Source organism: Arthrobacter sp. TJ-170, from assembly GCF_058269305.1.
This window is the reverse complement of record NZ_JBZCNL010000001.1, coordinates 313,436-339,236: the sequence shown is the minus strand read 5'-3', so window position 1 is coordinate 339,236 and position 25,801 is coordinate 313,436. Positions and strand designations below refer to the sequence as shown.

The 25,801-nt window shown below is 65.3% G+C and carries 22 protein-coding genes and 1 pseudogene; 12 read left to right on the top strand and 11 right to left on the bottom strand.

What is annotated here, in order from left to right:
* Nucleotides 1–36: 36 nt before the first annotated feature.
* Nucleotides 37–717, bottom strand: coding sequence for a TetR/AcrR family transcriptional regulator (locus AC4D1W_RS01660; RefSeq protein ID WP_490897577.1), 681 nt, complete (start codon nt 715–717; stop codon nt 37–39).
* A gap of 165 nt (nt 718–882) precedes the next feature.
* Here AC4D1W_RS01660 and AC4D1W_RS01655 point away from each other — a divergent pair, with 165 nt between their 5' ends.
* The 7 genes from AC4D1W_RS01655 (at nt 883) to AC4D1W_RS01625 (ending at nt 8,375) form a co-directional block, all read left to right on the top strand.
* Nucleotides 883–1,836: an ABC transporter substrate-binding protein gene (locus AC4D1W_RS01655; protein WP_490897576.1), complete on the top strand. Its 954-nt coding sequence runs from the start codon at nt 883–885 to the stop codon at nt 1,834–1,836.
* Between the two features lie 26 nt (nt 1,837–1,862).
* On the top strand, nt 1,863–2,777 hold the full coding sequence (locus tag AC4D1W_RS01650) for an amino acid ABC transporter permease (protein ID WP_490897575.1): 915 nt from the start codon (nt 1,863–1,865) through the stop codon (nt 2,775–2,777).
* Nucleotides 2,777–3,535 (top strand): amino acid ABC transporter ATP-binding protein, encoded by a 759-nt coding sequence (locus AC4D1W_RS01645; protein ID WP_490897574.1) that lies wholly within the window; start codon nt 2,777–2,779, stop codon nt 3,533–3,535. The genes AC4D1W_RS01650 and AC4D1W_RS01645 overlap by 1 nt, the downstream gene beginning before the upstream one ends.
* Nucleotides 3,536–3,614: 79 nt before the next feature.
* Complete coding sequence (locus tag AC4D1W_RS01640) at nt 3,615–4,373, top strand: LamB/YcsF family protein (protein ID WP_490897573.1); 759 nt, start codon at nt 3,615–3,617, stop codon at nt 4,371–4,373.
* On the top strand, nt 4,370–5,965 hold the full coding sequence (locus tag AC4D1W_RS01635) for a 5-oxoprolinase subunit B/C family protein (RefSeq protein ID WP_490897572.1): 1,596 nt from the start codon (nt 4,370–4,372) through the stop codon (nt 5,963–5,965). Before AC4D1W_RS01640 ends, AC4D1W_RS01635 begins: the two co-directional genes overlap by 4 nt.
* Nucleotides 5,966–5,967: 2 nt before the next feature.
* Nucleotides 5,968–7,719 carry an acetyl/propionyl/methylcrotonyl-CoA carboxylase subunit alpha gene (locus AC4D1W_RS01630; RefSeq protein ID WP_490897571.1) on the top strand — a complete coding sequence of 584 codons (1,752 nt, stop codon included), beginning with the start codon at nt 5,968–5,970 and terminating at the stop codon, nt 7,717–7,719.
* On the top strand, nt 7,716–8,375 hold the full coding sequence (locus AC4D1W_RS01625) for a GntR family transcriptional regulator (RefSeq protein ID WP_490897570.1): 660 nt from the start codon (nt 7,716–7,718) through the stop codon (nt 8,373–8,375). The genes AC4D1W_RS01630 and AC4D1W_RS01625 overlap by 4 nt, the downstream gene beginning before the upstream one ends.
* A gap of 80 nt (nt 8,376–8,455) precedes the next feature.
* On the opposite strand, the pseudogene AC4D1W_RS01620 reads toward AC4D1W_RS01625, so the two are convergent.
* The 6 genes and pseudogenes from AC4D1W_RS01620 to AC4D1W_RS01595 all read right to left on the bottom strand — a co-directional run.
* Nucleotides 8,456–8,557 (bottom strand): annotated as a pseudogene (locus tag AC4D1W_RS01620) (DUF1445 domain-containing protein); the annotation flags it as partial.
* A 23-nt stretch (nt 8,558–8,580) separates the two neighbouring features.
* Nucleotides 8,581–9,318: an ergothioneine biosynthesis protein EgtC gene (gene egtC / locus AC4D1W_RS01615; protein WP_490897569.1), complete on the bottom strand. Its 738-nt coding sequence runs from the start codon at nt 9,316–9,318 to the stop codon at nt 8,581–8,583.
* A 1-nt stretch (nt 9,319) separates the two neighbouring features.
* The gene (gene egtB / locus AC4D1W_RS01610; protein WP_490897568.1) at nt 9,320–10,666 is read right to left on the bottom strand and encodes an ergothioneine biosynthesis protein EgtB; all 1,347 of its coding nucleotides are present in this window, start codon (nt 10,664–10,666) and stop codon (nt 9,320–9,322) included.
* Nucleotides 10,653–11,960 carry an ergothioneine biosynthesis glutamate--cysteine ligase EgtA gene (gene egtA / locus AC4D1W_RS01605; RefSeq protein WP_490897567.1) on the bottom strand — a complete coding sequence of 436 codons (1,308 nt, stop codon included), beginning with the start codon at nt 11,958–11,960 and terminating at the stop codon, nt 10,653–10,655. Before egtA ends, egtB begins: the two co-directional genes overlap by 14 nt.
* Before the next feature lie 4 nt (nt 11,961–11,964).
* Nucleotides 11,965–12,963, bottom strand: a complete 999-nt coding sequence (egtD, locus tag AC4D1W_RS01600) for an L-histidine N(alpha)-methyltransferase (protein ID WP_490897566.1) — start codon at nt 12,961–12,963, stop codon at nt 11,965–11,967.
* Nucleotides 12,964–13,101: 138 nt separating this feature from the next.
* The gene (locus AC4D1W_RS01595; RefSeq protein ID WP_490897565.1) at nt 13,102–14,916 is read right to left on the bottom strand and encodes a glycoside hydrolase family 15 protein; all 1,815 of its coding nucleotides are present in this window, start codon (nt 14,914–14,916) and stop codon (nt 13,102–13,104) included.
* A 143-nt stretch (nt 14,917–15,059) separates the two neighbouring features.
* On the opposite strand from AC4D1W_RS01595, the gene AC4D1W_RS01590 reads away from it, so the two are divergent.
* The 4 genes from AC4D1W_RS01590 to AC4D1W_RS01575 all read left to right on the top strand — a co-directional run bounded on the left by AC4D1W_RS01590 (nt 15,060) and on the right by AC4D1W_RS01575 (nt 21,136).
* Nucleotides 15,060–16,697 (top strand): ABC-F family ATP-binding cassette domain-containing protein, encoded by a 1,638-nt coding sequence (locus tag AC4D1W_RS01590; RefSeq protein WP_490890498.1) that lies wholly within the window; start codon nt 15,060–15,062, stop codon nt 16,695–16,697.
* A 155-nt stretch (nt 16,698–16,852) separates the two neighbouring features.
* Complete coding sequence (locus AC4D1W_RS01585; RefSeq protein WP_490897564.1) at nt 16,853–18,529, top strand: SLC13 family permease; 1,677 nt, start codon at nt 16,853–16,855, stop codon at nt 18,527–18,529.
* Between the two features lie 75 nt (nt 18,530–18,604).
* Complete coding sequence (locus tag AC4D1W_RS01580) at nt 18,605–19,882, top strand: class I SAM-dependent methyltransferase (RefSeq protein WP_490897563.1); 1,278 nt, start codon at nt 18,605–18,607, stop codon at nt 19,880–19,882.
* A gap of 9 nt (nt 19,883–19,891) precedes the next feature.
* Nucleotides 19,892–21,136, top strand: a complete 1,245-nt coding sequence (locus AC4D1W_RS01575) for a metal-dependent hydrolase family protein (protein WP_490897562.1) — start codon at nt 19,892–19,894, stop codon at nt 21,134–21,136.
* 7 nt (nt 21,137–21,143) lie between these two features.
* On the opposite strand, the gene AC4D1W_RS01570 is transcribed toward AC4D1W_RS01575, so the two are convergent.
* The 3 genes from AC4D1W_RS01570 to AC4D1W_RS01560 all read right to left on the bottom strand — a co-directional run bounded on the left by AC4D1W_RS01570 (nt 21,144) and on the right by AC4D1W_RS01560 (nt 23,857).
* Nucleotides 21,144–22,379, bottom strand: coding sequence for an NYN domain-containing protein (locus AC4D1W_RS01570; protein WP_490897561.1), 1,236 nt, complete (start codon nt 22,377–22,379; stop codon nt 21,144–21,146).
* Nucleotides 22,380–22,446: 67 nt separating this feature from the next.
* Nucleotides 22,447–23,226: a maleylpyruvate isomerase family mycothiol-dependent enzyme gene (locus AC4D1W_RS01565; protein ID WP_490897560.1), complete on the bottom strand. Its 780-nt coding sequence runs from the start codon at nt 23,224–23,226 to the stop codon at nt 22,447–22,449.
* Between the two features lie 19 nt (nt 23,227–23,245).
* Nucleotides 23,246–23,857 (bottom strand): TetR/AcrR family transcriptional regulator, encoded by a 612-nt coding sequence (locus tag AC4D1W_RS01560; protein WP_490897559.1) that lies wholly within the window; start codon nt 23,855–23,857, stop codon nt 23,246–23,248.
* 146 nt (nt 23,858–24,003) lie between these two features.
* Here AC4D1W_RS01560 and AC4D1W_RS01555 point away from each other — a divergent pair, with 146 nt between their 5' ends.
* Nucleotides 24,004–24,570: a dihydrofolate reductase family protein gene (locus tag AC4D1W_RS01555; protein WP_490897558.1), complete on the top strand. Its 567-nt coding sequence runs from the start codon at nt 24,004–24,006 to the stop codon at nt 24,568–24,570.
* On the opposite strand, the gene AC4D1W_RS01550 is transcribed toward AC4D1W_RS01555, so the two are convergent.
* Nucleotides 24,567–25,778 (bottom strand): MFS transporter, encoded by a 1,212-nt coding sequence (locus AC4D1W_RS01550; RefSeq protein ID WP_490897557.1) that lies wholly within the window; start codon nt 25,776–25,778, stop codon nt 24,567–24,569. The genes AC4D1W_RS01555 and AC4D1W_RS01550 overlap by 4 nt on opposite strands.
* Nucleotides 25,779–25,801: the final 23 nt, after the last annotated feature.

Sequence of the window (25,801 nt, the reverse complement as noted above, 5' to 3'; positions counted from 1 at the left end):
GCTGATTGTGCCGTAGCAGTGGTGGGGAAGTACGGGCTAGACCGGATGCGGAGCGGCAGCGGCGCGCCCGGAGACGCCGTCCGCGGACGCTTTCAGCACCGCAGCGTCGATGCCCAGCTGGGCGGCGGCAAACTGGAAGAGCAGCCGATGCATTTCCTCCGGGCTGCTTCCGTAGGTTCTGTTCACTGTCTGGATGGCAAGACCGTCGACGGCGGCAAGAAGCAGGCGGGCCTGGTCTCCGGGCGCATGCATCGGCCTGATGCTTCCTTCTGCGACCGCCTCCTCCAGAACGTCGACGAAGATCTTCCGCCAGTGCTCCAGCAGGGTGTTGACCTTGTGCCTCATCAGACCGTCCCGGTGCGAGGCAGCATAGAGCTCCAGCCAGAATCCCCAGGCATCCGCGAATGACTTCTCACCTTCCACCGAAAAGGTCAGAAGGTCCGAGATCCGATCAAGCGCGTTGGTGCCGCGGCTCGCAATGCTGTTCCACTCCTGCTCTGCCTCGCCGATCCGGTGTTCAACGGTAGCCAGGAGCAGCTTGTCCCTGGTGCGGAAGTAGTGCTGGATCATCCCGATGCTGAAGCCGCTGGCCTCCGAGACAGCGGCAAAGGAACAGCCATCCACCCCATGGACCGAGATGATCGCTGCCGTGTGGTTGAGAATGGCCGTTCGACGCTCAGCGATAGCTTCTTCCGTCACCGCGTTCTTTGTTCTCATGGGCTGGCCCTCCATTGGTTAGCAGCCGCGGATGGTGGAAGCGGCTTCTGTCCATCGTGACAAATCCCTTGACAGTGACTTGCAACACTCAAATAATAAGTTGAACATATTGAAAGATTCAACTCCTTTGGGGAGTCGATTTCGCTGCTTCTACCGGAAGGCACCATGAACAAGCTCCTCAAGAATCTCGTCATATCCGCCAGCGCCATAGCCCTGGCCCTCAGCACCGCAGCCTGCAGCAACACCGAGGGCGCGGCCACGGCGGCTCCGTCCGGGAGCGCGGACGCCTCCGGTGCGCTGGGGGCGGGAGGTCAGGAAGCTGCCGCCGCCGTCGAGGAAGACCCGGCAGTCAGCGCTCTGGTGCCCGCCGACCTCGCGGACAGGGGCACCATGGAACTGGTCACAGACCCTACCTATGCGCCCATCGACTTCACTGACTCCGAGGGGAATATTGTCGGCCTCGAACCGGACCTTGCCCTTGCTGCCGCCAAGAGGATGGGGCTGGACATCAACATCAGCAAGGGTGACTTCAACGGCATCCTCGCAGGGATAGAGGCTCAACGATACGACGCATCCTGGGCCGCCTTCTCCATCACGCCTGAGAGGCAGGAGCGCGTCACCATGGTCAGCTACATGCTTGGCGGCACATCGGTAATGGTCACGAAAGGCAATCCCGAGGGCATCAAGGACATCCTCGACCTATGCGGGATGACAATCACGGCGCAAACGGGCACTACCCAGGCCTTGGACGTGCTGCCCGGCTTCCAGGAGGAATGCGCAGCGGCCGGCGAGGCGGAGATCACCGAACTGATCCTCCCGCAGCAGGACAACGTCAATCAGGCGGTAGCTACGGGCAGGGCCGAGGCAATGGCGGCAGACAGCGCCCTTGTTGCCTACTACTCCCAACTACAACCGGATGTCTTTGCAGCAGTGCCCGAAATTCTGGTCGAACCCTCACTCGCCGGAGTTGTGGTGAACAAGGAGAACGAGGAGCTGGCCGAGGCTTTCGAGGCATCACTCAATTCGCTGATTGAGGACGGCACCTACCGGAAGATCATGGCGGCGTGGAGTCTCGAGAACACGGTGGTCGAGCAGGCAGAAATCAACCCCGCAAAGTAGCCATAACCGCAACCTGAAGAGGCTCCATGACCATGAAACAAACGCACAGCCCGACCCCCGGAAGCATTCCGGCGGTCGATTACCTCGCACTGTCCGGGAGACCGGTACTGCGACGCAGGCGTCCCGGGCAGGTGTTGGGCGCCGTCGTCGTTGCACTGTGCGTGCTGATGGCATGCTTCAGCGTAGTCACCAACCCCGGATTCGGATGGGACGTAGTCGGCAGATACTTCTTCGACACACGAATCCTCTCCGGACTCGGCACCACCCTGTACCTGACAGCAGTCGCCATGGCCATCGGCTTCCTGGTTGGCCTGCTCGTGGCCATCATGAGAATGAGCGACAACCGGCTCATCTCCGGCGTCGCGGGGATTTACGTCTGGTTCTTCCGGGGAACCCCGTTGCTGGTCCAGCTGCTGTTCTGGGGCTTCGCCGCGGCACTGTTCCCCACTATCGGGATCGGCATCCCGTTCATCGGACCCAACTTCGTTGAGTGGAACACGAACGACGTCGTTTCCCTGATGACCGCGGCAATCCTCGGGCTCGGATTGAACGAGGGCGCGTATATGGCGGAGATCGTGCGCGCCGGATTACTCAGCGTTCCGCATGGGCAGACCGAAGCGAGCCGTTCAATGGGATTCAATAAACTGGCGACCCTCTGGTACGTGGTTATCCCGCAGGCCATGAAGGTGATCATCCCGCCCGTGGGCAACAACGTCATTTCCATGCTCAAGACCACGTCACTGGTGATAGTGATCGGAGTCGGAGACCTGCTGTACAACGCGCAGCAGATCTACGCACAGAACCTGCGCCAGATCCCCCTGCTCATCGTCGCCAGCATCTGGTACATCATCCTGACCACGGTTCTCAGCTACTTTCAGGGCAAGCTGGAGCGGCGTTACTCCAGGGGCACCCTTCTCACTTCCGGAAAGGCTGGCCGCTGATGGCAACGGTCGAGTTCCTCAATGTCCATAAGAAGTTCGGCGAGACCGAGGTCCTCAAGGGGATCACCCTCAGGGTTCAACCACAGGAAGTCGTCTGTCTGATCGGCCCTTCAGGGTCAGGAAAGTCAACACTTCTGCGCTGCGTGAACCATCTGGAGGTGACCACAGTGGGCGCCATTCTCGTCGATGACCGGATGATCGGCTATGACGTGCGGGGCGATCAACTGGTGGAGGCCCCGGAAAAGGAGATCAATCGCAGACGGTCACGAATCGGAATGGTCTTCCAGAGCTTCAACCTCTTCGGACACATGACGGCCCTTGAGAACGTGATGCATGGACCACTGAAGTTGCTGAAGGTTTCACGGAAGCAGGCTGAAGCCGAGGCCCTGGAACTCCTGAACAAAGTGGGCCTGGGCGATCGGATACACAACTATCCCTCGCAGCTTTCAGGTGGCCAGCAGCAGCGCGTCGCCATTGCGCGTGCGCTGTCCATGAAGCCGGAGGTGATGCTCTTTGACGAACCTACGTCCGCCCTGGATCCGGAGCTCGTCGGTGAGGTTTTGGATGTCATGAAGGAGCTGGCCCGCAGCGGTATGACCATGATCGTTGTGACCCACGAGATGGGATTCGCCCGCGAGGTCGCGGACCGGGTGGTCTTCATGGATAACGGTGTCATCGTAGAGCAGGGCACTCCCGCGCAGGTGCTGGGGCAGCCACAGCATGAGCGGACCCGCAGTTTTCTCGCCCGGGTTTCCTAGGAAGAGTCGAATGAATTGTTGAACAATCGTATAATCTCGTGCATGCTGAAGGGACCACATAAACGAGACGAGGATCACCATGGCTTTCATCGACCTCAACAGCGACGTCGGCGAGTCCTTCGGTAACTGGACCATGGGTGACGACGCCGCCATCTTCCGCTCGGTTTCCAGCGCCAACGTGGCGTGCGGCTTCCACGCCGGTGATCCGTCCACCATCGCCCAGACCTGCCGCGATGCCGTTGCCGCCGGCGTCACCATCGGCGCCCACGTGGGTTACCGTGACCTCGCCGGCTTCGGACGCCGCTTCATGGACTGCTCCCCCACAGAACTGGCCGACGACGTCCTCTACCAAATTGGCGCCCTCGACGCGATCGCCCGCGCAGCCGGCGGCACCATCCGCTACGTCAAGCCCCACGGCGCCCTCTACAACACCATCGTCACTCACGAGGTTCAGGCGAAGGCAGTGGTCGACGGCGTCAAGGCCTTCGGCGGGGACCTCCCCGTGCTGCTCCTGCCCGGCTCGGTAGCGCTCAAGAAAGCCGAAGCCGCCGGACTCCGCGGGGTGTCGGAAGCCTTCGCCGACCGTGCCTACAACCCTGACGGAACGCTGGTCTCCCGCCGCGAGCCCGACGCCGTCCTCCATGACGAGGACACCGTCGCCGCCAACATGGTCCGCCTCGCCACCGAAGGCACGATAGTCGCCCGCGACGGGTCCACCATCAAGACGAACGCCGAAAGCATCTGCCTCCACGGTGACACCGACGGCGCGGTAGCGATGGCCGCTGCCGTCCGGCGGGAACTGGAAGCGGCCGGCGTCGGTATCCGGAGCTTCGTGTGAGCCCTGGCATCCCCCAAAAGGACATCAGATGGGCCGGGCCACGCGCCCTGCTGATTGAGCTTGCGTCGCTCGAATCCGTCCTCGCTATGCACGCGCAACTGGTGGAGCACCCGCTCGCCGGACAGGTGGACGTGCTTGCCGCAGCCCGGACGGTCCTGGCCGTCTTCGACTCTCGCTCCCACGCCCAAGCTGCCCGAACCACCGTCGCCGCTCTCGACACGACCCCGGCCACGGACGGGCTTGCGTCCGGTGACCCGGTGCGGATCGAGGTGGTGTACGACGGCGAGGACCTCACCGAAGTCGGCCGCCTCACCGGCCTCGGCCCCGACGGCGTCATCAAAACACACACCGACCAGCTGTGGACGGCAGCGTTCGGCGGTTTCGCCCCCGGGTTCGCCTACCTGGTGGGCGAGAACGAGTCGCTCAGCGTGCCCCGCCGCGACACACCCCGCACAGCCGTGCCCGCCGGCTCGGTAGCGCTGGCGGGCAACTTCTCCGCCGTCTACCCGCGACGTTCCCCCGGCGGCTGGCAGCTGATCGGCCGCACCGCCGCCCGGATGTGGGACCTGGGCCGCGAACAACCCGCCCTCCTGCGTCCCGGCACCACGGTTCAGTATGCGGCGGTGCGTGAACTGATCGAGCTTAACGAAAAGAAGCACGACGACGGCATTCCCCATCCTGCCGTTGGGTCGCCGTTCGTTGAGGTCCTCATGCCGGGACCGCAGTCCACTATTCAGGACCTCGGCCGGCCCGGGCTCGGTGACCTCGGCGTCTCTGCCTCCGGCGCCGCGGATACCGCGAGCGCCCGCCAGGCCAACCGACTGGTCGGCAACGAGCCGGGCGACGCCGTCGTCGAGAGCGTCCTCGGCGGACTCGCCGTCCGGGCTCATGGAGAGCTGACGGCCGCACTCACCGGCGCCCCGGCACCAGCCGAGATCCGCATCGAAGCCGGCACCCGGTCCGCCCCGATGAACGCACCCTTTCCCCTGCACGACGGCGAAAGTCTCCATCTCAATGTGCCCGACGCCGGACTGCGCACCTACCTGGCGGTCCGCGGGGGAATCGACGTTCCCGCTGTGCTCGACAGCCGTGCGACGGACCTGATGTCCGGCATCGGCCCTGGCGTCCTTGAGCAGGGCACGGTGTTACCGGTCGGCGAGGTGGAGCGCGGCCACATTGTCGGCACGCCCGAACCCTCGACGCTGCCGCAGACACTGCTGAAGCCGGGCAACGAGCCGGTGCAGCTTCGGATCACCGCCGGCCCACGCGAGGACTGGTTCACGCCTGATTCCCAAAAGGCACTCACCACGCAGGCCTGGACGGTCACGGCCGAGTCCAACCGCATCGGCGTCCGCCTCGGAGTCCAAAAAGGCCGGCCCCTCGAACGCTCAGTCACCGAGGAACTGCCCAGCGAAGGTGTGATGGCGGGATCACTGCAGGTGCCGCCGTCGGGCCTTCCCGTACTATTCCTGGCCGACCATCCGGTGACCGGCGGATATCCGGTGATCGGCGTCGTCGTGCCGGAGGATCTCCCCATTGCCGCCCAGCTGCCGCCCGGCACCACCGTGAGTTTCATCGAAATGGAGCCCTAGCCATGAAGAAGGTCCTGATCGCCAACCGCGGTGAAATCGCTGTCCGGATAGCGCGCGCGTGCGCCGATGCTGAGCTGGCTTCCGTTGCGGTGTACTCCGATCCCGACGCAGATGCCCTGCACGTCCGCCTCAGCGACGAGGCCTACGCGCTCGACGGCTCCACAAGCGCGGACACGTACCTCAATATCCCGAAGCTGCTCGACGTCGCCGCTCGTGCCGGCGCGGACGCAGTGCATCCCGGCTACGGTTTCCTCTCGGAGAACGCCGACTTTGCGCAGGCAGTGCTCGACGCCGGACTCACCTGGATCGGCCCGTCACCGGACGCGATCCGCAGCCTGGGCAACAAGGTGACCGCCCGGGAGATCGCGGTACGCGCTGGTGCTCCGCTGGTCCCCGGATCCGACGGGCCGGTTGCGGATGCCGACGAGGTCCGCGCGTTCGCGAAGCAGCACGGCGTTCCGGTGGCTATCAAGGCCGCGTTCGGCGGCGGCGGTCGCGGGCTCAAGATCGCGCACCGTCTCGAGGACATTGACGACGCCTTCGCGTCTGCGGTACGCGAGGCGACCATGGCGTTCGGTCGCGGCGAGTGCTTCGTCGAGCGTTTCCTCGACAAGCCGCGGCACGTCGAGGCGCAGGTACTGGCGGACACGCACGGGAACGTCGTGGTGGTCGGGACCCGGGACTGTTCGCTCCAGCGGCGGAACCAGAAGCTCGTCGAAGAGGCACCCGCACCCTTCCTGACCGACGAGCAGCGCACCCGCATCCACGAGTCAGCGCGCGCGATCTGCCGCGAGGCCGGGTACACCGGCGCGGGGACGGTCGAGTATCTCGTGGCACCCGACGGCGTGATCTCCTTCCTCGAGGTCAACACGCGCCTGCAGGTCGAGCACCCGGTGACCGAGGAAACCTCCGGCGTCGACCTGGTCCGCGAGCAATTTCGCATCGCCGCCGGCCTGCCGGTGTCCATCACCGAGGATCCTGGGCCGCACGGTCACGCCATCGAATTCCGGCTCAACGCAGAAGACGCCGGCCGCGGTTTCCTGCCCTCCCCCGGGCCGGTCGACGTGTTCGAAGCACCCACCGGGGCGGGAATCCGCGTCGACACGGGCGTCTGTTCGGGGTCGAGTGTGCCAGCCGAGTACGACTCCCTGATGGCCAAGCTGATCGTCCACGGCGAGGACCGTGCACAGGCACTGCGCCGTGCCCGCACCGCCCTCGACGAGCTGCGGATTGAGGGCGTGCCCACCGTCGTCCCGTTCCACCGGGCAGTGGTGCGGGATCCGGACTTCACGCGGACCGACCGGCTCGGCGTCTACACCACGTGGATCGAGTCCGAGTTCTCCGAGCGCCTCGCTGCGTCCTTCAAGAGCGGACTCGCCGGTCCCGTCGCGCGGCGGGAAACACTCACGGTGGAGATCGACGGCAAGGCCGTCCAGCTCGGCCTGCCGGGCCAGGTGTTTGCCGCGTTGATGAGCGGCGGAGGTGCCGCCGTCGTGCCGTCTTCCGTCACGGAAACACACAATAACGACGGCGCCGTCACCGCCCCGATGGGCGGCAACCTCGTGAAGTGGCTGGCCGACGACGGCGTACAGGTGGCAGCCGACCAGCCCGTCGCCGTGCTGGAGGCGATGAAGATGGAGACCGTGGTGTCCGCCTCGTCCGCCGGCACGTTCCGGCGCGGCGGGCAGGAGGCCGGTGCCGCCGTCGTGCGCGGTGAAGTGCTGGGCGAGGTGGAGAGGGCAGGGCAGGCGTGACTTCTGAGGTTGAGGGCGCGGCTGAGCACGCGCATACGACGGCGTGGATCGCATCGGTGCTGCGGGCACGGATCGCGGCCGGCCAGCTGACGCCGGGATCGAAGCTTTCAGAGCAGGCACTCGCGGAGTCACTGGGGGTTTCGCGGAACACGCTGCGCCAGGCGTTCACCACGCTGGCGGGCGAATCGATCGTGACGCGGATTCCGAACCGGGGCGTCTTCGTGGCGTCCCCCGGTGTGGAGGAAGTACGGGAGATTTACCGGGTCCGGCGGACTATCGAGCCTGCGGCAGTGCTGTGGTCTGAGCCGTCAGCGCAGGAACTCGATGCAATGGAATCGATCATCCGGCGGGCGAAGGCGGCCCGCGACGCCGGATCGGTCGCCGACATGGCCAACGCGAACCAGGCGTTCCACGAAGCGGTGGTGGGGCTGACCAGGAGCGAATTGCTGCAGGAACTCATGGGCCGGGTGCTCGCGGAGATGCGGCTCGTTTTCCACGCCATGGCCTCCGCGCCGGACTTCCATACCCATTACGCAGACCGCAACGCGCAGCTCGTGAAGCGGCTTCGCGCGGGCGAAAACGAGAAGGCCGCTGCCGAGCTGCGCGCCTACCTCGATGCAGCTGAGGCTGAGCTGCTGAGGCACCTCGAAGGGTAAACCCCGGAACGTTTGCGCACTTCCGGCGACTTCACGACGCCGGAAGTCACCCGAAAGTGCGCAGAAGTTCCGGGTGCAGCTCAGGGCACAAGGTAGTCGCTGTCCCGAGCATCGGTGATGAGCATGTGCCCGGGTGCGTGACCGATGGCCAGCGGCGGCCGTGACCGCATCACCGCTGCCTGGGTCCGCTGGTGAGTCCCTCACTCTAACCGATGGGCTGAACCTCGACACCGTCGGCTGTCGCGGCGAGCACCGAGTTATCGGGAACGCTGTGCCAGCCCGGACTATCGTCGGACGGCTCACTGGCCACGACAAACCCCTCCGGCCCGGAGCGCCAGTACAAAGTGTCCCCCACAGCTGTAGCCGTGATTGTTTTGCCGTCCGTCAGCAGCAGGTTCAGGCGCGCCTCGGCGTGCTCCAACACTGTTCGGGCGCTACCGGCGAGCGCCTGATCGGGCCCCTGTCCGGCCGCCAGGAACTCGAGCACCAGCGCCCAGACCAAGGCCGAATCGACATGTGCCTCCATGGTCAGCAGACGGGACGCAGGGATCGCGTCAACGATCCCCTCCACGGATCCGGGCCAACCGTTGATCCGCCCGTTGTGGCTGAAGAGCCAGGTGCCGTCCGTGTAGGGAGCTGAGGCCGATTCGTCCTGGGTGGTGCCCACGGTGGCGGACCGCACCGCGGCGAGCGCCGCCGTCGTCGTTGTGACCCGGGCGACGTCCGCGAAGGAAGGATCGGCCCACATCGGTACTGCGCGGCGGTAGCGTGCAGGTTTGGGGTCACCGTCCGCGTACCAGCCGACACCGAACCCGTCCGCGTTGACGGTGCCGTACTGCTGGAACCGCGGCGCCCAGGATTGCTTCAGCAGGCCGTGCTCGGGGGCGAGCAGAAGCGTGGCGAGGGAGGTGGGCGGCCCCAGGAAGGCCAGGTGCCGGCACATGCTAGACGGTCTCCGCTGGGCGGGCGTCGCGTGCGGTCCGGAAGCCTGAGAAAATCTGCCGGCGGATGGGATAGTCCCAGTTTCGGAAGGTCGCCCGGGCCGCGGCGGGGTCGGTGGCCCAGGAACCGCCGCGGAGGACCTTGTAGCCGCTTCCGAAGAACACCTGGCTGTACTCCTCGTAAGGGAAGACAGTGAAGCCGGGGTACGGCTGGAAATCGCTCGAAACCCACTCCCACACGTCCCCGATCAGCTGCCGGACACCCAGCGGCGAGGCGCCCTCCGGATAGGAACCGGCGGGCGCTGCGCGCAGGGCCGTTCCGGCGAGGTTGGCATGCTCGGCAGCGGGCTCCTCATCTCCCCACGGGAACCGGCGGGACCGGCCGCTGGCAGGGTCAAAGCGGGCGGCCTTCTCCCACTCGGCCTCGATCGGCAGCCGCCGACCGGACCACCGGGCGTAGGCGTCCGCTTCATACCAGCAGACATGCTGCACCGGTTCGTCCGCGGGGACGGGCTCGACGGCGCCGAACCGCTTGCGCATCCACTGCCCGTCGGCGCGGTGCCAGTATTTCGGCGCCTTCAGGCCTACCTCGTTCCGGTGCCGCCAGCCGTCCGGGTGCCACCAGGAGGATTCGTCATAGCCGCCGGCAGCGATGAACTGCTCATACATGCCGTTGGTCACCGGTGTTGTGTCGATCCAGTAGGCCGGCAGGTCCACCGAGTGTGCGGGCCTCTCGTTGTCCAGCGCCCATGGTTCGACCGACGTGCCCATGGTGAACGGACCGGACGGGATCAGCACTTCGGCGGGTAGCGGCAGCTTCGCACGGGTATCAGGCAGCGGTGTCTCCGGCAGGATCCTTTCACCGTCGCGGATCTGGTGGGTTGCGAGCATGGTTTCGGCGTGCTGCTGCTCGTGCTGGACGATCATGCCGAACGCGAACCCGTTCTCCAGCAGCGGCTTGCCCTCCAGCTGAGTGCGGTCCAGGATGTCCAGCGCCTTGTCGCGTACGTCCGCAAGGTAGCGTCGGGATTCGGCGGGCGAGAGCAGCGGAAGCGTGGGGCGTGTGCTCCGGGGGTGCTGGAAAGCGTCGTACATCTCGTCAAGATCGCAGCGCAGGGGCGGGCGTCCCCCAACGTCGCGCACGAGCCACAATTCCTCCTGGCTGCCCACATGCGCCAGGTCCCATACCAGGGGCGACATAAGGGGCGAGTGCTGCTTGACCAGTTCGCCGTCGTCGTAATCCGTCAGCGCCAGCGTCCGGTTCCGTGCACGCTCAAGCCGCCGGGCCAACTCCATCCGGAGCTGTTCGGTGTCTCGAGGTTCAACTGCTGCTGTTTCAGCGATGCTCATGGAGTCGCTCCTCAGGATGATTGGCTGGGTTCTCAAGGGTGAAGGCCGGAATGCGTCCCGTGCGCTGCCATTCGGCGAGTGAGACGTCTGCCGGGGTGAGGCCTCGGGCGGTATATCTGTCGATGAAGGCGGCGACCCGGGCCCGTGTTTGGGAATCCGCACCCAGCCGCGGCAGTGCATCGTAGGCCGCCTCGGCGCACGTCAGCGCAGCCTCGGCGAGCTCCGGACAGGACAACCCCTCACGGGCGGCGGCCAGCGGCGAGGCGGCGTCAGCAGGCAGAGCGCGGCAGGCGTCGCCCGCCAGTGCAGCAGCCTGGAGGTCTTCAATCAGGGCCGCGACGACGGCGGTTGGCACCTCCCAGTCCCCGCCTGCCTGCGCGTCAATCACCCGCAGTTCAAGAAAGCCGCGGGGCCGGACCGGCGGGAACAGCGTGGTCAGGTGGTAGTCGAGATCCTGCAGTGTCACCGTCCGGGGGCCGGCTCCGCGAAGCCAGTTCCGGAAGGTCAATGCCCGGGGAACGTACCAGTTGCCGTCGTCGTTGTCGGGTCTGATGCACAGGACGTTGGCGTCGAGCGCGTAGCGCGCCCAGTCGTGTCTGGGATCATCCGCGAGCCGCGCCGGCGCTGCGGTGCGGGTCGGGTCGATAGCGAGCCAGGCGGCCTGGCGGGTGCTGCGCCAGCCGCTCGGTTTGCCTCCGACAAACGGGGAGTTCGCGAACATGGCCGTCAACAGCGGCGCAAGGAGATGCAGGTGGCGCCAGCGTTGGAGTGCGCTGGCGCCACCTGCGCCGTCGGTGCCCGCATCGAGCGAGATCTGAAGGGAAGCGGTGGAGCACATCATGGTCCGGCCGGCTGGACCGGTGCGGTCGAATTGCTGCTCCATCGCTGCGTAGCGGGGTTGTTCCAACGTGCGCCGCGGCGGCCGGAACGGGTCGAGGGCCAGGTCGCCGAGGAGAAGTCCTGCTTCCGCCAGCCGTGTGCCGACCTGGCTGAGATCGGTGCGCATGGATGAGATCACTTCGGGGAGGCTCGGTGCGCACGCTGAGCTGATTTCCAGCTGGCCGCCCGGTTCGAGGGTGATGAGCCCTCCGCCGGGAAGCGGTTCCGATACGCTGCCGACAGCATCACGGACCTCTGGTACCGGAACCGGGACGGCGCCGTCGTCGATGCGGTGGACCGTGCGCTCAACTTCGATGCCAATCTTTCCGGGCGGTCCCGTCTTGAAGCAGACTGAAGCAACGTAGATCTCCGCCTCTTCCTCCGACAACGGCTTCACCGTCTGCGCAGACCGCATCTGCCTACACCGCCTTCGCCACCGTGACCGCATAGCGGTCCTGGGAGTCGCTCCATTGGCCCGCGATGTGGAAACCGGCAGCCTCGAGTTCAACTGCGATAGCGTTCCGGCTGAATTTCGTGGAGATCTCGGTTCTCAGTTCCTCGCCGGCATCAAAGTGGACCTGAAGATCCACGCCGGGCAACGTCACAAGCATGGGTCTCCGTGCGCGCAGGCGCATCTCAATCCAGCTCTTGTCCGGGACCCACTCCGCGACATGGTCGAATTCATCGACGTCGAAGTCCGCACCCAATTCACGGTTCAGCACCCGTAGGACGTTCTTGTTGAAGTCCGCCGTCACACCCTGGGAATCGTCGTAGGCCGGCACCAGTATCTCTGCCGGCTTCACCAGATCCGTTCCGACCAGCAGGGACCCGCCCCCGGGTCCCAGCAGTGCGTGGATATTTTCCAGGAACCGTGTGCGCTGTTCCGGCTCGAGGTTGCCGATGGTGCCTCCCAGAAAGGCAACCATGCGGTGGCCTTCCCGCGGCAGGACATGGAGTTGGTGCTCAAAGTCGGCAGCGACCGGGCTAAGTTCCAGCTCCGGGAATGTCTCGGAAAGGTGGTCTCCCGCACCCAGCAGTGCACCGTCGCTCACGTCGACGGCGACGTACCGCTGCAGATGGCCTTCCTCCTGCAGCGCCGATAACAGGAGGGGCGTCTTGCTGGAGGATCCGGAGCCGAGCTCGATGAGCGTTTCCGCGGGAGCTGCCGCGGCCATATCCGGTGCATACCGCTCAAGGATCTCGCGTTCGGCACGCGTCGGGTAGTACTCCGGCAGTTCCGTGATCTGCTCGAACAGGTGGCTGCCGCGATCGTCGTAGAACCACTTGGGTGGAAGCCACTTTGGCGTCGCGGTCAGGCCGGAGAGCACATCCTCGCGCAGCGCGGATTCCAGATAGTGCGGGGGCAGGTAATGAGCGATCTCCGCGGGACCGTGCACCGCGTCTTCAGCGCCTGTCAACAATTGATCACCTTCCAGCCGCTCCAGTGGGGTTGAAACTACCGTAAAGCATTTCCACCCCCGCCTGACCGGCACATCGCCTCGTTTCCCGTTTGGAATGCATTCGTAGCTGCGGCTGCTGTGGTTGTCTGTGGATGTCTATGCGCCCTGTCCGGCCTGCGCGTCCTCGGCCTGCGTGATCGCCCACGCCGCGTTGATCAGCCCGATGTGTGAGAGGCCCTGCGGGAAGTTCCCGATCAGGCTGCCGTCCCGGATGTCGATTTCTTCCGAAAGGAGTCCCAGATCATTGGCGTATCCGGTGACTGCATCGAAGATCTTCCGGGCCCGCTCCGGCTGGCCTGCCATGGCGCGGGCAGCGGCCAGCCAGTAGGAGCAAATGATGAAGGCGCCTTCGTCTCCCGAACCCGTCCACCGCTGGACCAGGTTGCCGGTGGTGAGTTCCCGTTCCACCGCGTCCAGCGTGGCCAGCATGCGGTCGTCACCAGCCGGCAGGAATCCCATGATCGGCATTAGAAGCACACCTGCGTCGAGATGGTCGGAACCGAAGGCTCCGGTGAAGGTCTTGGCGCTGCTGTCCCAGCCCTTTTCGAGGATTGCACCGCGAATCCTCTCCCGTTCGCGTTCCCAGGCTGGCACCTTCCGCGCGGCGCCGAGGCGGTCGGCGAGATTGACCGCCCGGTCCAGAGCCACCCAGCACATCAGCTTGGACGTCAGGTAATCCCGGGTTCCCTCTCGCCCTTCCCAGATACCGGAGTCATTCTCCTGCCACGTCTCCGCAGCCCGATCGGCAACAGCAACCAGGAAGTTCCGGGTCTCGGCGGGAAGTTCACCGAGTTGTTCGCGCAGAACCCACGCGCATTCGAAGACTTCGCCGAGGACGTCAAGCTGCTTCTGGTCCCAGGCGTCATTGCCCACGCGGACCGGCCGCGATCCCGCGTAACCCTGCAAATGGTCCAGCTCGTGTTCAGTGAGATCGTGCTCTCCGCCGACGCCGAACATGATCTGCAGGTGTCCGTCACCGAGTGCTCCGGCAGACGTGGTGATCCAGTCGAAGAACTGCTGCGCCTCATCGGGACAGGCCGCTACCCAGAGCGCCTTGAGGGTGAGGCTCCCGTCACGAAGCCAGCCGTACCGGTAGTCCCAGTTGTCGCTGCCCCCAGGCTCTTCCGGCAACGAGGTGGTCGGGGCCGCAGCGACCGCTCCGGTAGGACCGTAGGTGAGTGTCTGGAGTACCAGGGCGCTGCGGTGCACCTGTTCCCGGTACGCACCCCGGTAGCCCTGGTGCATCTCGCTCCAGGACCGCCACCCGGCAATGGTGTTCTCGAGTTCACCGGCGCCGTCGTCGGCCACGGGTGGGGAACCGACGGCGCCCCGGTGGCGGAGTGCGAAAACTGCAGCCTCCCCTGCCTCGAGCATGAAGGTTCCGCCGATGGACCCGTCCCCGGCGGTGAGGCTGAGTCCGGCGGTCAACGTCAGGCGGTCAGCACCGCCGCTGATCTCCCACCCGGTGGTGGTCTGCGTGAAGTGCGGCGTGATCAGGCCGTATTCCGGTCTTGGCACAAGCTCGACCGTCACCTCAACAGATCCACGGGTGACCTCGACCCGGCGAAGCAGCATATGAGGGGAACCATGTCCCACCTCATGCCCTCGTTCCCCTGGACCAAGCGCCAGCGCATCGGTCACCCGGGCCTCCCCGCCGTCGCACTCAAACGTCGTTTCGAGCACCATGGTGCCCGGGAGATAGCGACGGGTGGTCGTGTATTCGCTGGTCGGGCGGATTGTCCAGTGGCCGGCATCCGGGTCCAGCAGGCGGCCGAAGACGCTGGGGGCATCAAACCGCGGCGGGCACCACCAGTCGATGGATCCGTCTCGCGAAGCAAGGGCGGACCCCTGGCAGTCTCCGAGCAACCCATAGTCCGCGATCGCGGCCGCTTTGCCATCCGGTGTCTGCACTGTGCAACTTCCTTGTCGGTTCTCAAGCTAAACCCTCCCCAGAGGTCAGGGTCAAGGGTTCCGGTGCCCGTGCGACGTGACAGCAATGAACATAGCCAGTTGAAGCGGAGGTGGCGGCCGTCGTCGGCTTCTAGACTGAATCAATGACTGCAACACTCGTGGCCAAGGCGCTCTCCGGTGGCCACGCCCACCGCACCCTCTTCTCAAACCTGGATCTGACCGTCACGCAGGGTGACGTCGTAGGAGTGGTGGGAGCGAACGGTGCCGGCAAGTCCACCCTGCTTCGGCTTCTGGCAGGGGTCGATGAGCCGCTCGCCGGCACGGTGATGTGCTCGCCGAAGGACGCCTTCGTCGGTTGGCTCCCCCAGGAGCACGAGCGCACCCCGGGCGAGACCGTGGAAACCTACATCGCACGCCGGACCGGCGCCACCGCCGCAACAGAGGCCATGGAAAAGGCGGCGGAAGAGCTTGGCACAGAAATCAAGGGAACCGACGACCGCTACGCCTCAGCGCTGGAGCACTGGCTCGCGTCGGGCGCAGCGGATCTGGAGGACCGGCTCCCGGCGGTGCTGGCCGACGTCGCGCCCGGCGTAGCACCGGAGGCACCCGTCACCGGTCTCTCCGGCGGCCAGCTGGCCCGGGTTGCCCTGGCCACGCTGTTACTGAGCCGGTTCGACGTCGTCCTCCTTGATGAACCGACCAATGACCTGGACCTCGACGGGCTCGCCCGGCTGGAAGCCTTCATGCGCAACCTGCGCGGCGGGGCGGTGCTCGTCTCCCACGACCGCGAGTTCCTGGCGCGCTGCGTGACCACAGTGGTGGAGCTTGACCTGGCCCAGAACCAGGTCGCCGTGTACGACGGCGGCTACGACGCCTACCTCGAAGAACGCGCCGTCGCGAAGCGGCACGCCCGCGAAGCGTACGAGGAGTACGCCGAGAAGAAGCAGGACCTCGTGTCGCGGGCCCGGACGCAGCGCGAATGGAGCTCGCAAGGTGTCCGGAACGCCATGAAAAAGAACCCGGACAATGACAAGATCCGCCGTCGCGCCAGCATGGAATCGTCGGAGAAGCAGGGGCAGAAGGTCCGGCAGATGGAGTCGCGGATTGCCCGGCTTGAGGAGGTCGAGGAGCCGCGCAAGGAGTGGCAGCTGCAGTTCAGTATCGGGTCGGCGCCGCGCTCAAGCTCGGTGGTCGCCACGCTGAACGGTGCCGTGGCGAGGCAGGGCGACTTCACGCTGGGACCTGTCTCTGTGCAGATCAACGCCGGTGACCGCATCGGCATCACCGGCCCCAACGGCGCCGGAAAGTCCACGCTGCTGCGCCTGCTGCTGGGACATCAACAGCCCGACGACGGCGCCGCCTCCCTCGGTGCCAACGTCGCCGTCGGAGAAATCGACCAGGCACGCGGCCAGCTCGCCGAGGACGAGACTCTGGCCGCATCGTTCGAGGCGGCGGTGCCGGAGCTTGCCCAGGCAGAGATCCGCACCCTGCTGGCCAAGTTCGGGCTCAAGGCGGAGCAAACCTCCGCACGCGTCGGCATGCTCTCCCCCGGCGAGCGCACGCGGGCGGGGCTTGCGCTGCTGCAGGCCCGCGGGGTGAACCTGCTGGTGCTGGACGAGCCCACCAACCACCTTGACCTTCCCGCCATCGAGCAGCTCGAAGAGGCGCTCGAGGACTACACGGGGGCCCTCCTGCTGGTCACCCATGACCGCAGGATGCTCGCCAACGTCCGCCTTGACGCGCGGTGGGACGTCGACGGCGGTCAGGTGCGGGTGCAGTAGGGAACTCCCTGCTGCGTCGTGGATCCGCTGAGCCCAAGCCGAACGTGACTTGTATCACATTCGTGATTTCTTCTTTATCCTTTCTGTACATAGATCGACGCCCGACACCAACCGAAGGACTGCCCCAGCCGCACTAGCTCGATAAGGACAGACGCATGAGCCAGGATTCCGAGGGCGTCGTCGCCCAGCAAGGCCAGACGGGAGAACGACCAGAGGAAAGGTTGGGACCGCAGCGATCGGCCGGCCGGACATGGCTCTACCGAGGACTTGGATTGCTGCTGGCCGCCGTCGTCTGGCTCCTCCTTGGCAATACCAACGTCTCAGCGGATGCCCGGGTGGTCGGTGCGGTCGCCACCCTCATGGCCGTCTGGTGGATGACCGAAGCCATGCCCCTGTCGGTCACATCACTGCTCCCGATTGTCCTGTTCCCGGTGCTGACCGCGCTTGAGGTGTCCGAGGTTACGGCCCCCTACGCCAACCCGATCGTGTTCCTCTTCCTGGGCGGTTTCCTCATCGCAATCGCCATGCAGAAGTGGAACCTGCACCGCCGCATTGCCCTGCTGACCCTCCGTCGGGTCGGCACCCACCCGCGGCAGATCATCCTCGGAATGATGATCGCCACCGCATTCCTGTCGATGTGGGTGTCGAACACTGCGACGACGCTGATGATGCTGCCCATCGGACTCAGTGTGCTGACGCTCGTGGTGGAGAATAGCCGGCACGCCGGAGCCACAGCCGCAACCACGGCCACAGCCATAGCCGGGGCGGGATCCGGATCGACAGCTGTAACTGCAGCCGAGGACATGACGGAGCAGATCCGGTCGGGCAAGGCCATCAGCGACGTGATCGACGACCGCGATGTTCGCCTGTTCGGCGTGGCCCTTGTGCTGTCGATCGCCTGGGCCGCAACCATCGGGGGCCTCGGCACCCTGCTGGGTAGCCCGCCGAACGCCATCGTGGCCGGTTACATCAGTGAGGAACTGGGCCGCACGGTTGGCTTCGCCCAGTGGATGATGCTCGGCGTGCCGATCGTGATCGTCTTCATCGGGCTCGCGTGGCTGATCCTTACCCGGCTCATGTTCCGCTTCCATCTCGACGAAGTGCCCGGTGGCAAGGAGCTGATCAACAACGAGATTGCCGCACTGGGTCCCATGAGTCAGGGCGAGAAGATCGTTCTGGGCGTCTTCGCTGCCGCAGCGTTCTGCTGGATTGTCCCCGGTCTGCTCTCGGGCGTAGGCGACCTCGGCACGCAACTGCCCTGGCTCGACCTCTTCGACGACACCGTGGTCGCCATCGGAGCCGGGGTGGTGCTCTTCCTGCTGCCCGGGGACAAGCATGGAAATATGACCCTGGTGTGGAAGGACGCCGAGAGGGGCCTCCCGTGGGGCGTCCTTCTGCTCTTCGGCGGTGGCCTGTCGCTCGCCGCCGCCGTCGCCGGCACCGGCCTTGACGCCTGGTTCGGCGAGCAGGTCACCGGGCTCGGAGCCCTGCCCATCATCCTGCTCCTCGCCGCCGTGGTCACGATCGTCCTGCTCCTGACCGAGATCACCAGCAACACGGCCACGGCTGCAACCTTCATCCCGATCCTCGGTGGCGTCGCCGTAGGAATCGGCGTCGATCCCATGACGCTGCTCATTCCCGCGGCACTGGCTGCCACCTGCGCGTTCATGCTGCCCGTCGGTACACCGCCCAACGCAATCGTCTTCGCCACCGGCCAGGTCAAGATCACCGAGATGGTCCGCGGTGGCGCGGTACTCAACGTCGTGGGAGTCATCCTGATCACCCTCTTCACCGTCCTTATTGGCCCCTTTGCCCTGGGCCTGATCATCTAGCTGACCGCTGCAGGTGGGCGGCGAGACATCGGTTACCTCTGGTTCCAGCGGACAGATGGGAGTAGACAAAGATCCATGGTGAAGAAAAAGGGAGTGGCACCGCGCTTGGCCGAAGCACTCGGAATCATCCTCGGCACCGAAGAAATCCCCCTGCGGCTTCAGGCATGGGACGGGTCCGAGGCTGGACCCGCCAATGCCCCGGTAATTGAGTTCCGTTCCCGTCGCGGACTGCGGCGAATGCTGTGGTCGCCGAATCAGCTCGGGCTGAGCCGTGCGTACGTGGCCGGAGATATTGACGGTCCCGGCGACCTCTTCGAAAGCTTCTCCGTACTCAGTTCCGTCGGCAAGTTCGCCGAGCTGAAGGCCTTCCGCCCTCCCACCCTCGGCGAGCGCTGGAAGCTCCTCCGGACTGCCTTCCAGGTCGGTGCTATCGGACTCCCGCCCGCACCGCCGCCCGAGGAAATGGACGTCACCCGAAAGGGGCGCCTGCATTCCAAGAAGCGCGACGCCGCGGCAATCTCGCACCATTACGACGTCGGCAACGACTTTTATGCGCTCGTCCTCGGACCATCGATGGTTTATTCGTGTGCTGTCTGGGAGGACGAGAGCACCGGCCTGGACGCGGCACAGGAGGCGAAGCTCGATCTGGTCTGCCGCAAGCTCGGTTTGCGGCCGGGCATGAGGGTGCTGGACGTGGGCTGCGGCTGGGGCAGCTTCGCACTGCATGCGGCGCAGAACTACGGAGCCGACGTCGTGGGCATCACCCTCTCGAAAGAGCAGGCGACTTTGGCACGGAAGCGGGCGGCCGACGTCGGGCTTTCCGACCGGATCGAGATCCGGGTCCAGGACTACCGCGACGTCGATGACGGTCCTTTCGATGCGATCAGCTCGATCGGCATGGCAGAGCACGTTGGCGGGGAGCAGATCGGACGATACGCGTCCCATCTGAGTGGCCTGCTGCGTCCGGGTGGCAGGCTGCTCAACCACGCGATCTCGTGGAACGCCGGTGAGATGCCGCCGGATCCGGACTCGTTCATCCCCCGCTACGTTTTTCCCGATGGCGAGATGCTCAGCCTCACGGTGATGGTCGGGGCCCTCGAATCGGCCGGGCTGGAAGTGCTCGACGTCGAAGCGTTGCGCCGACACTACGGCCTGACATTGCGCGCCTGGGTGCACAATCTCGAGGAGAACTGGGACGAGGCGGTCCGGCTCACGAGCGAAGGACGGGCGCGGGTGTGGCGGTTGTATATGGCGTCGAGCGCGCTTGGCTTTGAGCGGGGGCTGAACGGCGTGAACCAGATCCTCGTGCAGCGTCCCGGCGGTGAGGAACCGCCGCTGCGGCGCAATTACTAGAGTGGGTGCATGACACCCCCTCCCACAGTGTTTCGGAACGGCCACGTCTTCGACGGCGAACGGTTCCTCGCCGGTCCCACCGACGTCATCTTCCGCGGCAACATAATTGAAGCGGTGGGCACCGGTGCCGGCGACTCCCCGGACTACGCCAACGCCACGCTGGTGGACTGTATGGGGCGAACTGTGCTTCCCGGAATGATCGACCTGCACATCCACGCAACCACCTCCAACCCGGGTTCCATCCAGGCCGTGGCAGAGCCGTTCTCGCTGCAGTTCTACGAATCCGTGCGCAATCTGGAAGCCACGCTCCGTGCCGGCATCACCACTGCACGGGACGCCGGCGGCGCTGACCTCGGCGCCAAACTCGCCATCGAGCGCGGCCTGGTGAAGGGCCCACGGCTTCGGCTTGCCATCAGCATCATGTCTCAGACAGGCGGACACGGGGACTTCTGGTTGCCGTCGGGCATCGACTCCCCTACCCTCGGGCCTCACCCCGGGCGTCCGAGCGGGATCGGCGACGGCGTCGAGGAAGTTCGGAAAGTTGCCCGACAGCTGCTGCGCGCCGGTGCTGACCAGATCAAGATTTGTTCCACTGGCGGAGTGCTTTCCCCCACCACCGATCCGCAGCACTCGCAGTTCACTGCTGCGGAGATTGCCGTCATTGTGGAAGAGGCTGAACTGCAGGGCAAGTACGTTATGTCCCATGCCCAGGGCACGCCGGGTATCGTCAACGCACTGCGTGCCGGTGTCCGAACCATCGAGCACGGCGTCTACCTCAATGACGAGGCGATTCAGCTGTTCCTGGACACCAACGCCTACCTGGTACCGACGCTGTCTGCGCCTCAGGCGGTCATCCACAAGGGCGAAAGCGGTACCAGCGGACTTCCGCCCCAGGTCATTGAGAAGGCGAAGCGGGTCGCCGAGGACCACCGCCGCTCGGTAGCGCGCGCCGTTGAGGCCGGCGTCCGAATTGCCATGGGAACCGATTCCGGCGTGGGTGTCCACGGCGAGAACCTTGAGGAACTTGCCTTGATGGCGGACGCGGGCATGAGTCTGGAACAGGTACTGGCCGCCACCACCTCCGTTGCAGGCGAACTCATCACGCCGGAACACTCCGTGGGCAGGCTCGCCCCTGATTACCGGGCCGACGTTGTCGTCCTGGAAGGTCTGCTGGAATCCGTCGAACAACTGCCGCGGCTGCGATCCATGATCGGGCAGGTCTACAAGGACGGCGAGTTGCAGTTCCCGGCGTGACAGGTGCTCAAGCTGTAACGAGTCCCCCGCCGGCCCACTCTCTTAGGGCCACAGTTTCGTCGGGATCGAGCTGCATGCCCGCGATGCGGCACATCGTCTCAACGTTGCGCACCCAGGCTGCGGCAAGCTCGGCCGCACTCGCGCCACCCGCGAGCGGAGCCTTCGCGTACAGTCCCTGAATCACGAAATTGATCGCAGACCGGGACACCGGTGTACCGGCCTCCACGCACTCGTCCCTGACCCGCTTTGCCAGTTCATCACGGTTAGTGGATTCCGTGGCCAGCGCCTCCATCGATACGAATATCTGCCGGTACTGCGCCGTCGACAGTTCGGGGGCGTCCGTAACACGACACACCTGCTGGCCGATCCGGGGCGCGGGCGATTCCGCGATGCGCGGCAGGTCGGTATGTGAGAACCGGCGGGAATCCCAGACCCAACCGGGTGCCGGCGTCGGAGAGTATTCGATGCCGCCACCGAGGTGCGAGACCCAGACACCAAATTTCCCGTGGCCGTCCCAGTCATTGGCCAGTAGCGGCTCGACCGCGGTCGCCCGGTGGGCGACAATCGCGCCGGTCACGGGCCCGGGAGCCTGCTTGACGAAACTTCGAACTGCGTCCGCCGCTGACTTGTGCGAAGTCTTCATGGTGACACGGGGAGCAGTCGGTGCCGCCTGACTCTCCTGGGTGGCTTCCACATCTGTCGACGCGTCGAGCATGGATACGAATTCGTAGGACTGAATGACTGCGTCCGCCATCTCACGGTACGCAGCTGCCACAGCGCCTGCGACGATGACGGTGGTCCGCCGGTCTGCCGCCCGGAAACGCTGCACCAGTGATGTGAAATCCGCATCGGCGGAGGCTATGAAGAACTCGTCAATGTGGGAAGCACTCGCCAGAACGTCCACCGCGTCGAGCACCAGGTTGATGTCTGTGCTGCTTTTTCCCTGCTGGGTCAGCGACGGACAGTCAATGACGCGGAAACCGGCGCGCGTCCAGAAAGAGCGGTATTTCGAGTAGATGGCCGGGTTCAGATAGCAATTGCGGATGAGGAAACGCATGCTGGCCCGGCCCTCGATGCCGTCTGCCGCCTCCGCGATCGCTGTGATCCAGTGGCCCGGGTCTGTGGCGAATCGTTCGGCCGCTGCAGGCTCGAGCATTTTCAGCCCCGTGTACACGTTGTCGAAATCCACGAAGATTGCGGCGCGCGACGGTGCGGGGCGGTTGAGCTGGGCAGTATCCGGCATGGCGTAAGTGTCCCAGCGGACTGGGGAGGTGACAATAGTGCCCGTCCGACGGCGGGAACAGAGGCTTCTAGAAGGGAACCAACGTCGCCATCAGCCCTTCCCCCGGCGCCCGTCGGGACAGGATTCGGCAGAACTCGACCGCATCGAGTTCGATCTCTTCCCCGCCGTCGCCCTCGCTCCACGTTCCGCCGGCCGGGCCGGTGAGCCGTAGCCGGTAGTGCTGGCCGTGCCGCGCCGCCCAGTCGCGGACGACGTCGTCGATCAGGACACCGTCGTGATCCTCCGTGAGAATCATCTCCTTGCCGGTGGCGTGGCTGAGGTCGACTCGGTGCATCCAGGGGTCACGCGTGAGGATGATGTCCGTCAGGTAGCCGATGGTCCACCATTCCGACATGCCCTCGGCGGACTGTTCCTCGGGCAGCCGGCGGTTGCGGATGAGGGATGGCGTCCGGCGCCGGCCGCGGGCGGCCTTCGGTCCGATCTTGTGCAGCTCGGCGGTGAGTGTCTCTGGCGTCTTATCCGCCCGCTCGGAGACCTGCAGACCGGTGAGCGCATCGATCGGTTCGACGCCGCTGCGCGCGACTTCCTTCTGCGCGGCCTTCATCTGGCGGTTTGTTTCCCAGGGAGTTGCTGCCATCGCGGCCATGCCGCAGATGTGGGCGACCATGGCGCGGACGTCCCACTCGGTGCAGTCTGTGGGCAGCGTCCACTGCTCGGGCGAGAGTCCGTCGACGACGTCGGCTCCGCGCTGGTATTCGGTGCGGGCCAGCCGCATGGCTGTTTTGTGGTCCAGGCCGGGGCGGCGAGGGTGTTCCCGGGTGCCGGTAGCAGCGGTTTGAGTGCTCATGACAATCAGTCCTTGCGTTTCAGGAAGGAGGTGAGGGTGCGGGCTCGAGCGCGTCGACGTACATGTCGACGGCCCGATCCAGCAGTTTCTCCCAGCGGTTGCCGCCGGGGTCGTTGGCCAGTTGGGCGTCGATGAGCCCGCCCAGCATCGCGGTATAGAGGTCGATGTCCTCGCGGCGGGTAACACCGTACGGTGCCAGTTCCTCGCGGAAGCGTTCCCAGGACGCAACGGACGGTGCATAGGAATCCGGCGTCGGCTCGAAGCCCGGGATGGTGCGCTGGTTCATCAGCTGGGCGCGAGGTGGATCGCTCACACAGAACTCGAAGAAGGTGCGCGAGTTCCACTTCAGGAATTCACGCAGGGAGTCTCGGGGCGCTGTGCGGAGCGCTTTTTCCATTTGGTCGTTGCAGTCGCGCCAGGCCTGCGCGAACATCGCGTCGAAGATCGCGTTCCGGGATTCGAAGTGGGTATACAGCGACGGCGCCCGCATACCCACGCGCGCCGCGACCTCCCGCAGGGTCACGGCAGCCAGTCCGTCCTCGCGCGCCACTGACCAGGCGGCATTGACGATTTCCCGGCGGGAAGCCTCACGCCGTTCGGATAACCTATTGCGAGTAGGATTTCCTAACACAGTTAGGATTCTCCTCCTGTGCGGGCGCTTGCGTCAATGGATTTTCTCGGCGCCTTATGGGCTGGGTCTTTTCCGACGGACCGCGGAGTGCTTCACTGGAACGCACGACGGCGGCCACGCCGCCTCTCGCCGCTGGAGGTAGCCGAATGCGCAAGATCATCCTGATGATGTCCGTGTCCTTGGACGGATTCTTCGAGGGGCCCGACCGCGACATCAGCTGGCATCGCGTGGACGAGGAACTGCACCGCTACTTCAACGAGAAGTGCCGGGAGATGGGGGCGTTCATGGACGGTCGCGTCACCCACGAGCTCATGGCAGAGTTCTGGCCCACCGCCGACCAGGATCCGGACAGTTCCCCGGTCGAGGTCGAGTTCGCCGGAATCTGGCGCGAGAAGCCCAAGTTCGTATTCTCACGGACCCTCACGAAGGCCGACTGGAACACCACGGTGATTCCCGACGTCGTACCTGAACAGATCGAAGAGCTGAAGGCCCAGACCGGAGGCGACATCGCGCTGAGTGGAGCCAACCTCGCCTCCACGTTTATGCGGCTCGGCCTGATCGATGAATTCCACATCTGCGTCCACCCCGTGGTGCTGGGCAAGGGCCGCCCGCTGTTCGAGTCCCGGGACATCATGCTTGACCTCAAGCTCGATGGGACCCGCACGTTCGGCAATGGCGTGGTTCTGCTCCAATACTCACGCGACGGCGCTTAAAGAGGGTCGAGCTCCCCAGACAGAGGTGCGGCACGCCGTCGGTGAGCTCTGTGGGCGCGACTTGCCCGCCGGTCCAGGGCGGACGCGCCGACAGCGGCAGTGATGAGGGTGACCGCCACCAATAAGGGCAGTTGAGTGGCATACAAGACGACGGCACCGGCTGAAGCGGTTCCTATCGATCCCGCAGTGATCTTCAAGGCACCGACCCACACAAACACCTGACCTCGTGCCGCCGGCGGTGCATACTCGCTGCGGGCAGCAAGGGTTGCAGCGAAGAAGTACGAATTTCCGATACCAGCCAGCGAATAGGCCACCACTGCGGCAGGGAAAGTTCCGGCAAACGCCGCTGCAGCCAGAGTTACAGCTACTCCAGCCGCAAGCCGCGTCATCAGCCGGTCAGCGTCGCCCCGCATCGGCCGAAGCATCACCCCCACTGAACCCGCAAGGCCTCCTAACCCATAGGCTGCGGCAAGAACACCTGCTGCGGCAGGTATTACCGCGAAATCACCAGTGGAGGCAACGGCCGTGATGGGCAGCACCGCAACCGATACGGCAACGACAACCGTCAGGTAGAGGGTCCGACGCAAAGGACCCGTCGAGAGCATCATGACCAGTGTCCGTGCCGGCTGAGGGACCTCCGACGCCGCAGCAGCAGGCGGCGAATATGGCAGGAGCTTGATCACCCCTGCCGCCACAAAGGTGGCCGCAGCCAGGATCAGTGCTGCCACCGCCGGTCCCCACCAGACCGATAATGCGGCGACAAGTGCGGGTCCGATCGTGCCCGCGATACCGTACGTGGCGACGTCCCAGCCCTGGGCACGGCGTTGGCTGGACAGCTCTGGGCCCGCTATGGCCGGCAACCTACTGCTGATACCCCCGGTCAGCAGCGGCCCAACAAGTCCCGAGGCAACCAGAAGGACTCCTGTAACGACAGGCCAGGTCACCGGAAACAACAGAACTGCCGCTGCCAGGGTTGCCCCGTGCACCATACAGGCGAACGCAATGACGGACCTGCCGTCGCGGGCACTGTCGAGACATCTGGCAATGAAAGGGCCCAGAAGATGGGGAGCGGTGATACACGCGCCCAGAAGGCCCGCCAACCATGGCGGCGCCCCACTAGTCATTACGAGAAGGACGATCGCAACCACGGCGCCTCCGTCCGCACTGCGGGCCAGGGTGGCCGCGACGACGTATCGGGCGAGCCCCATTGAGCCAGCGGGAAGCGCCGGCC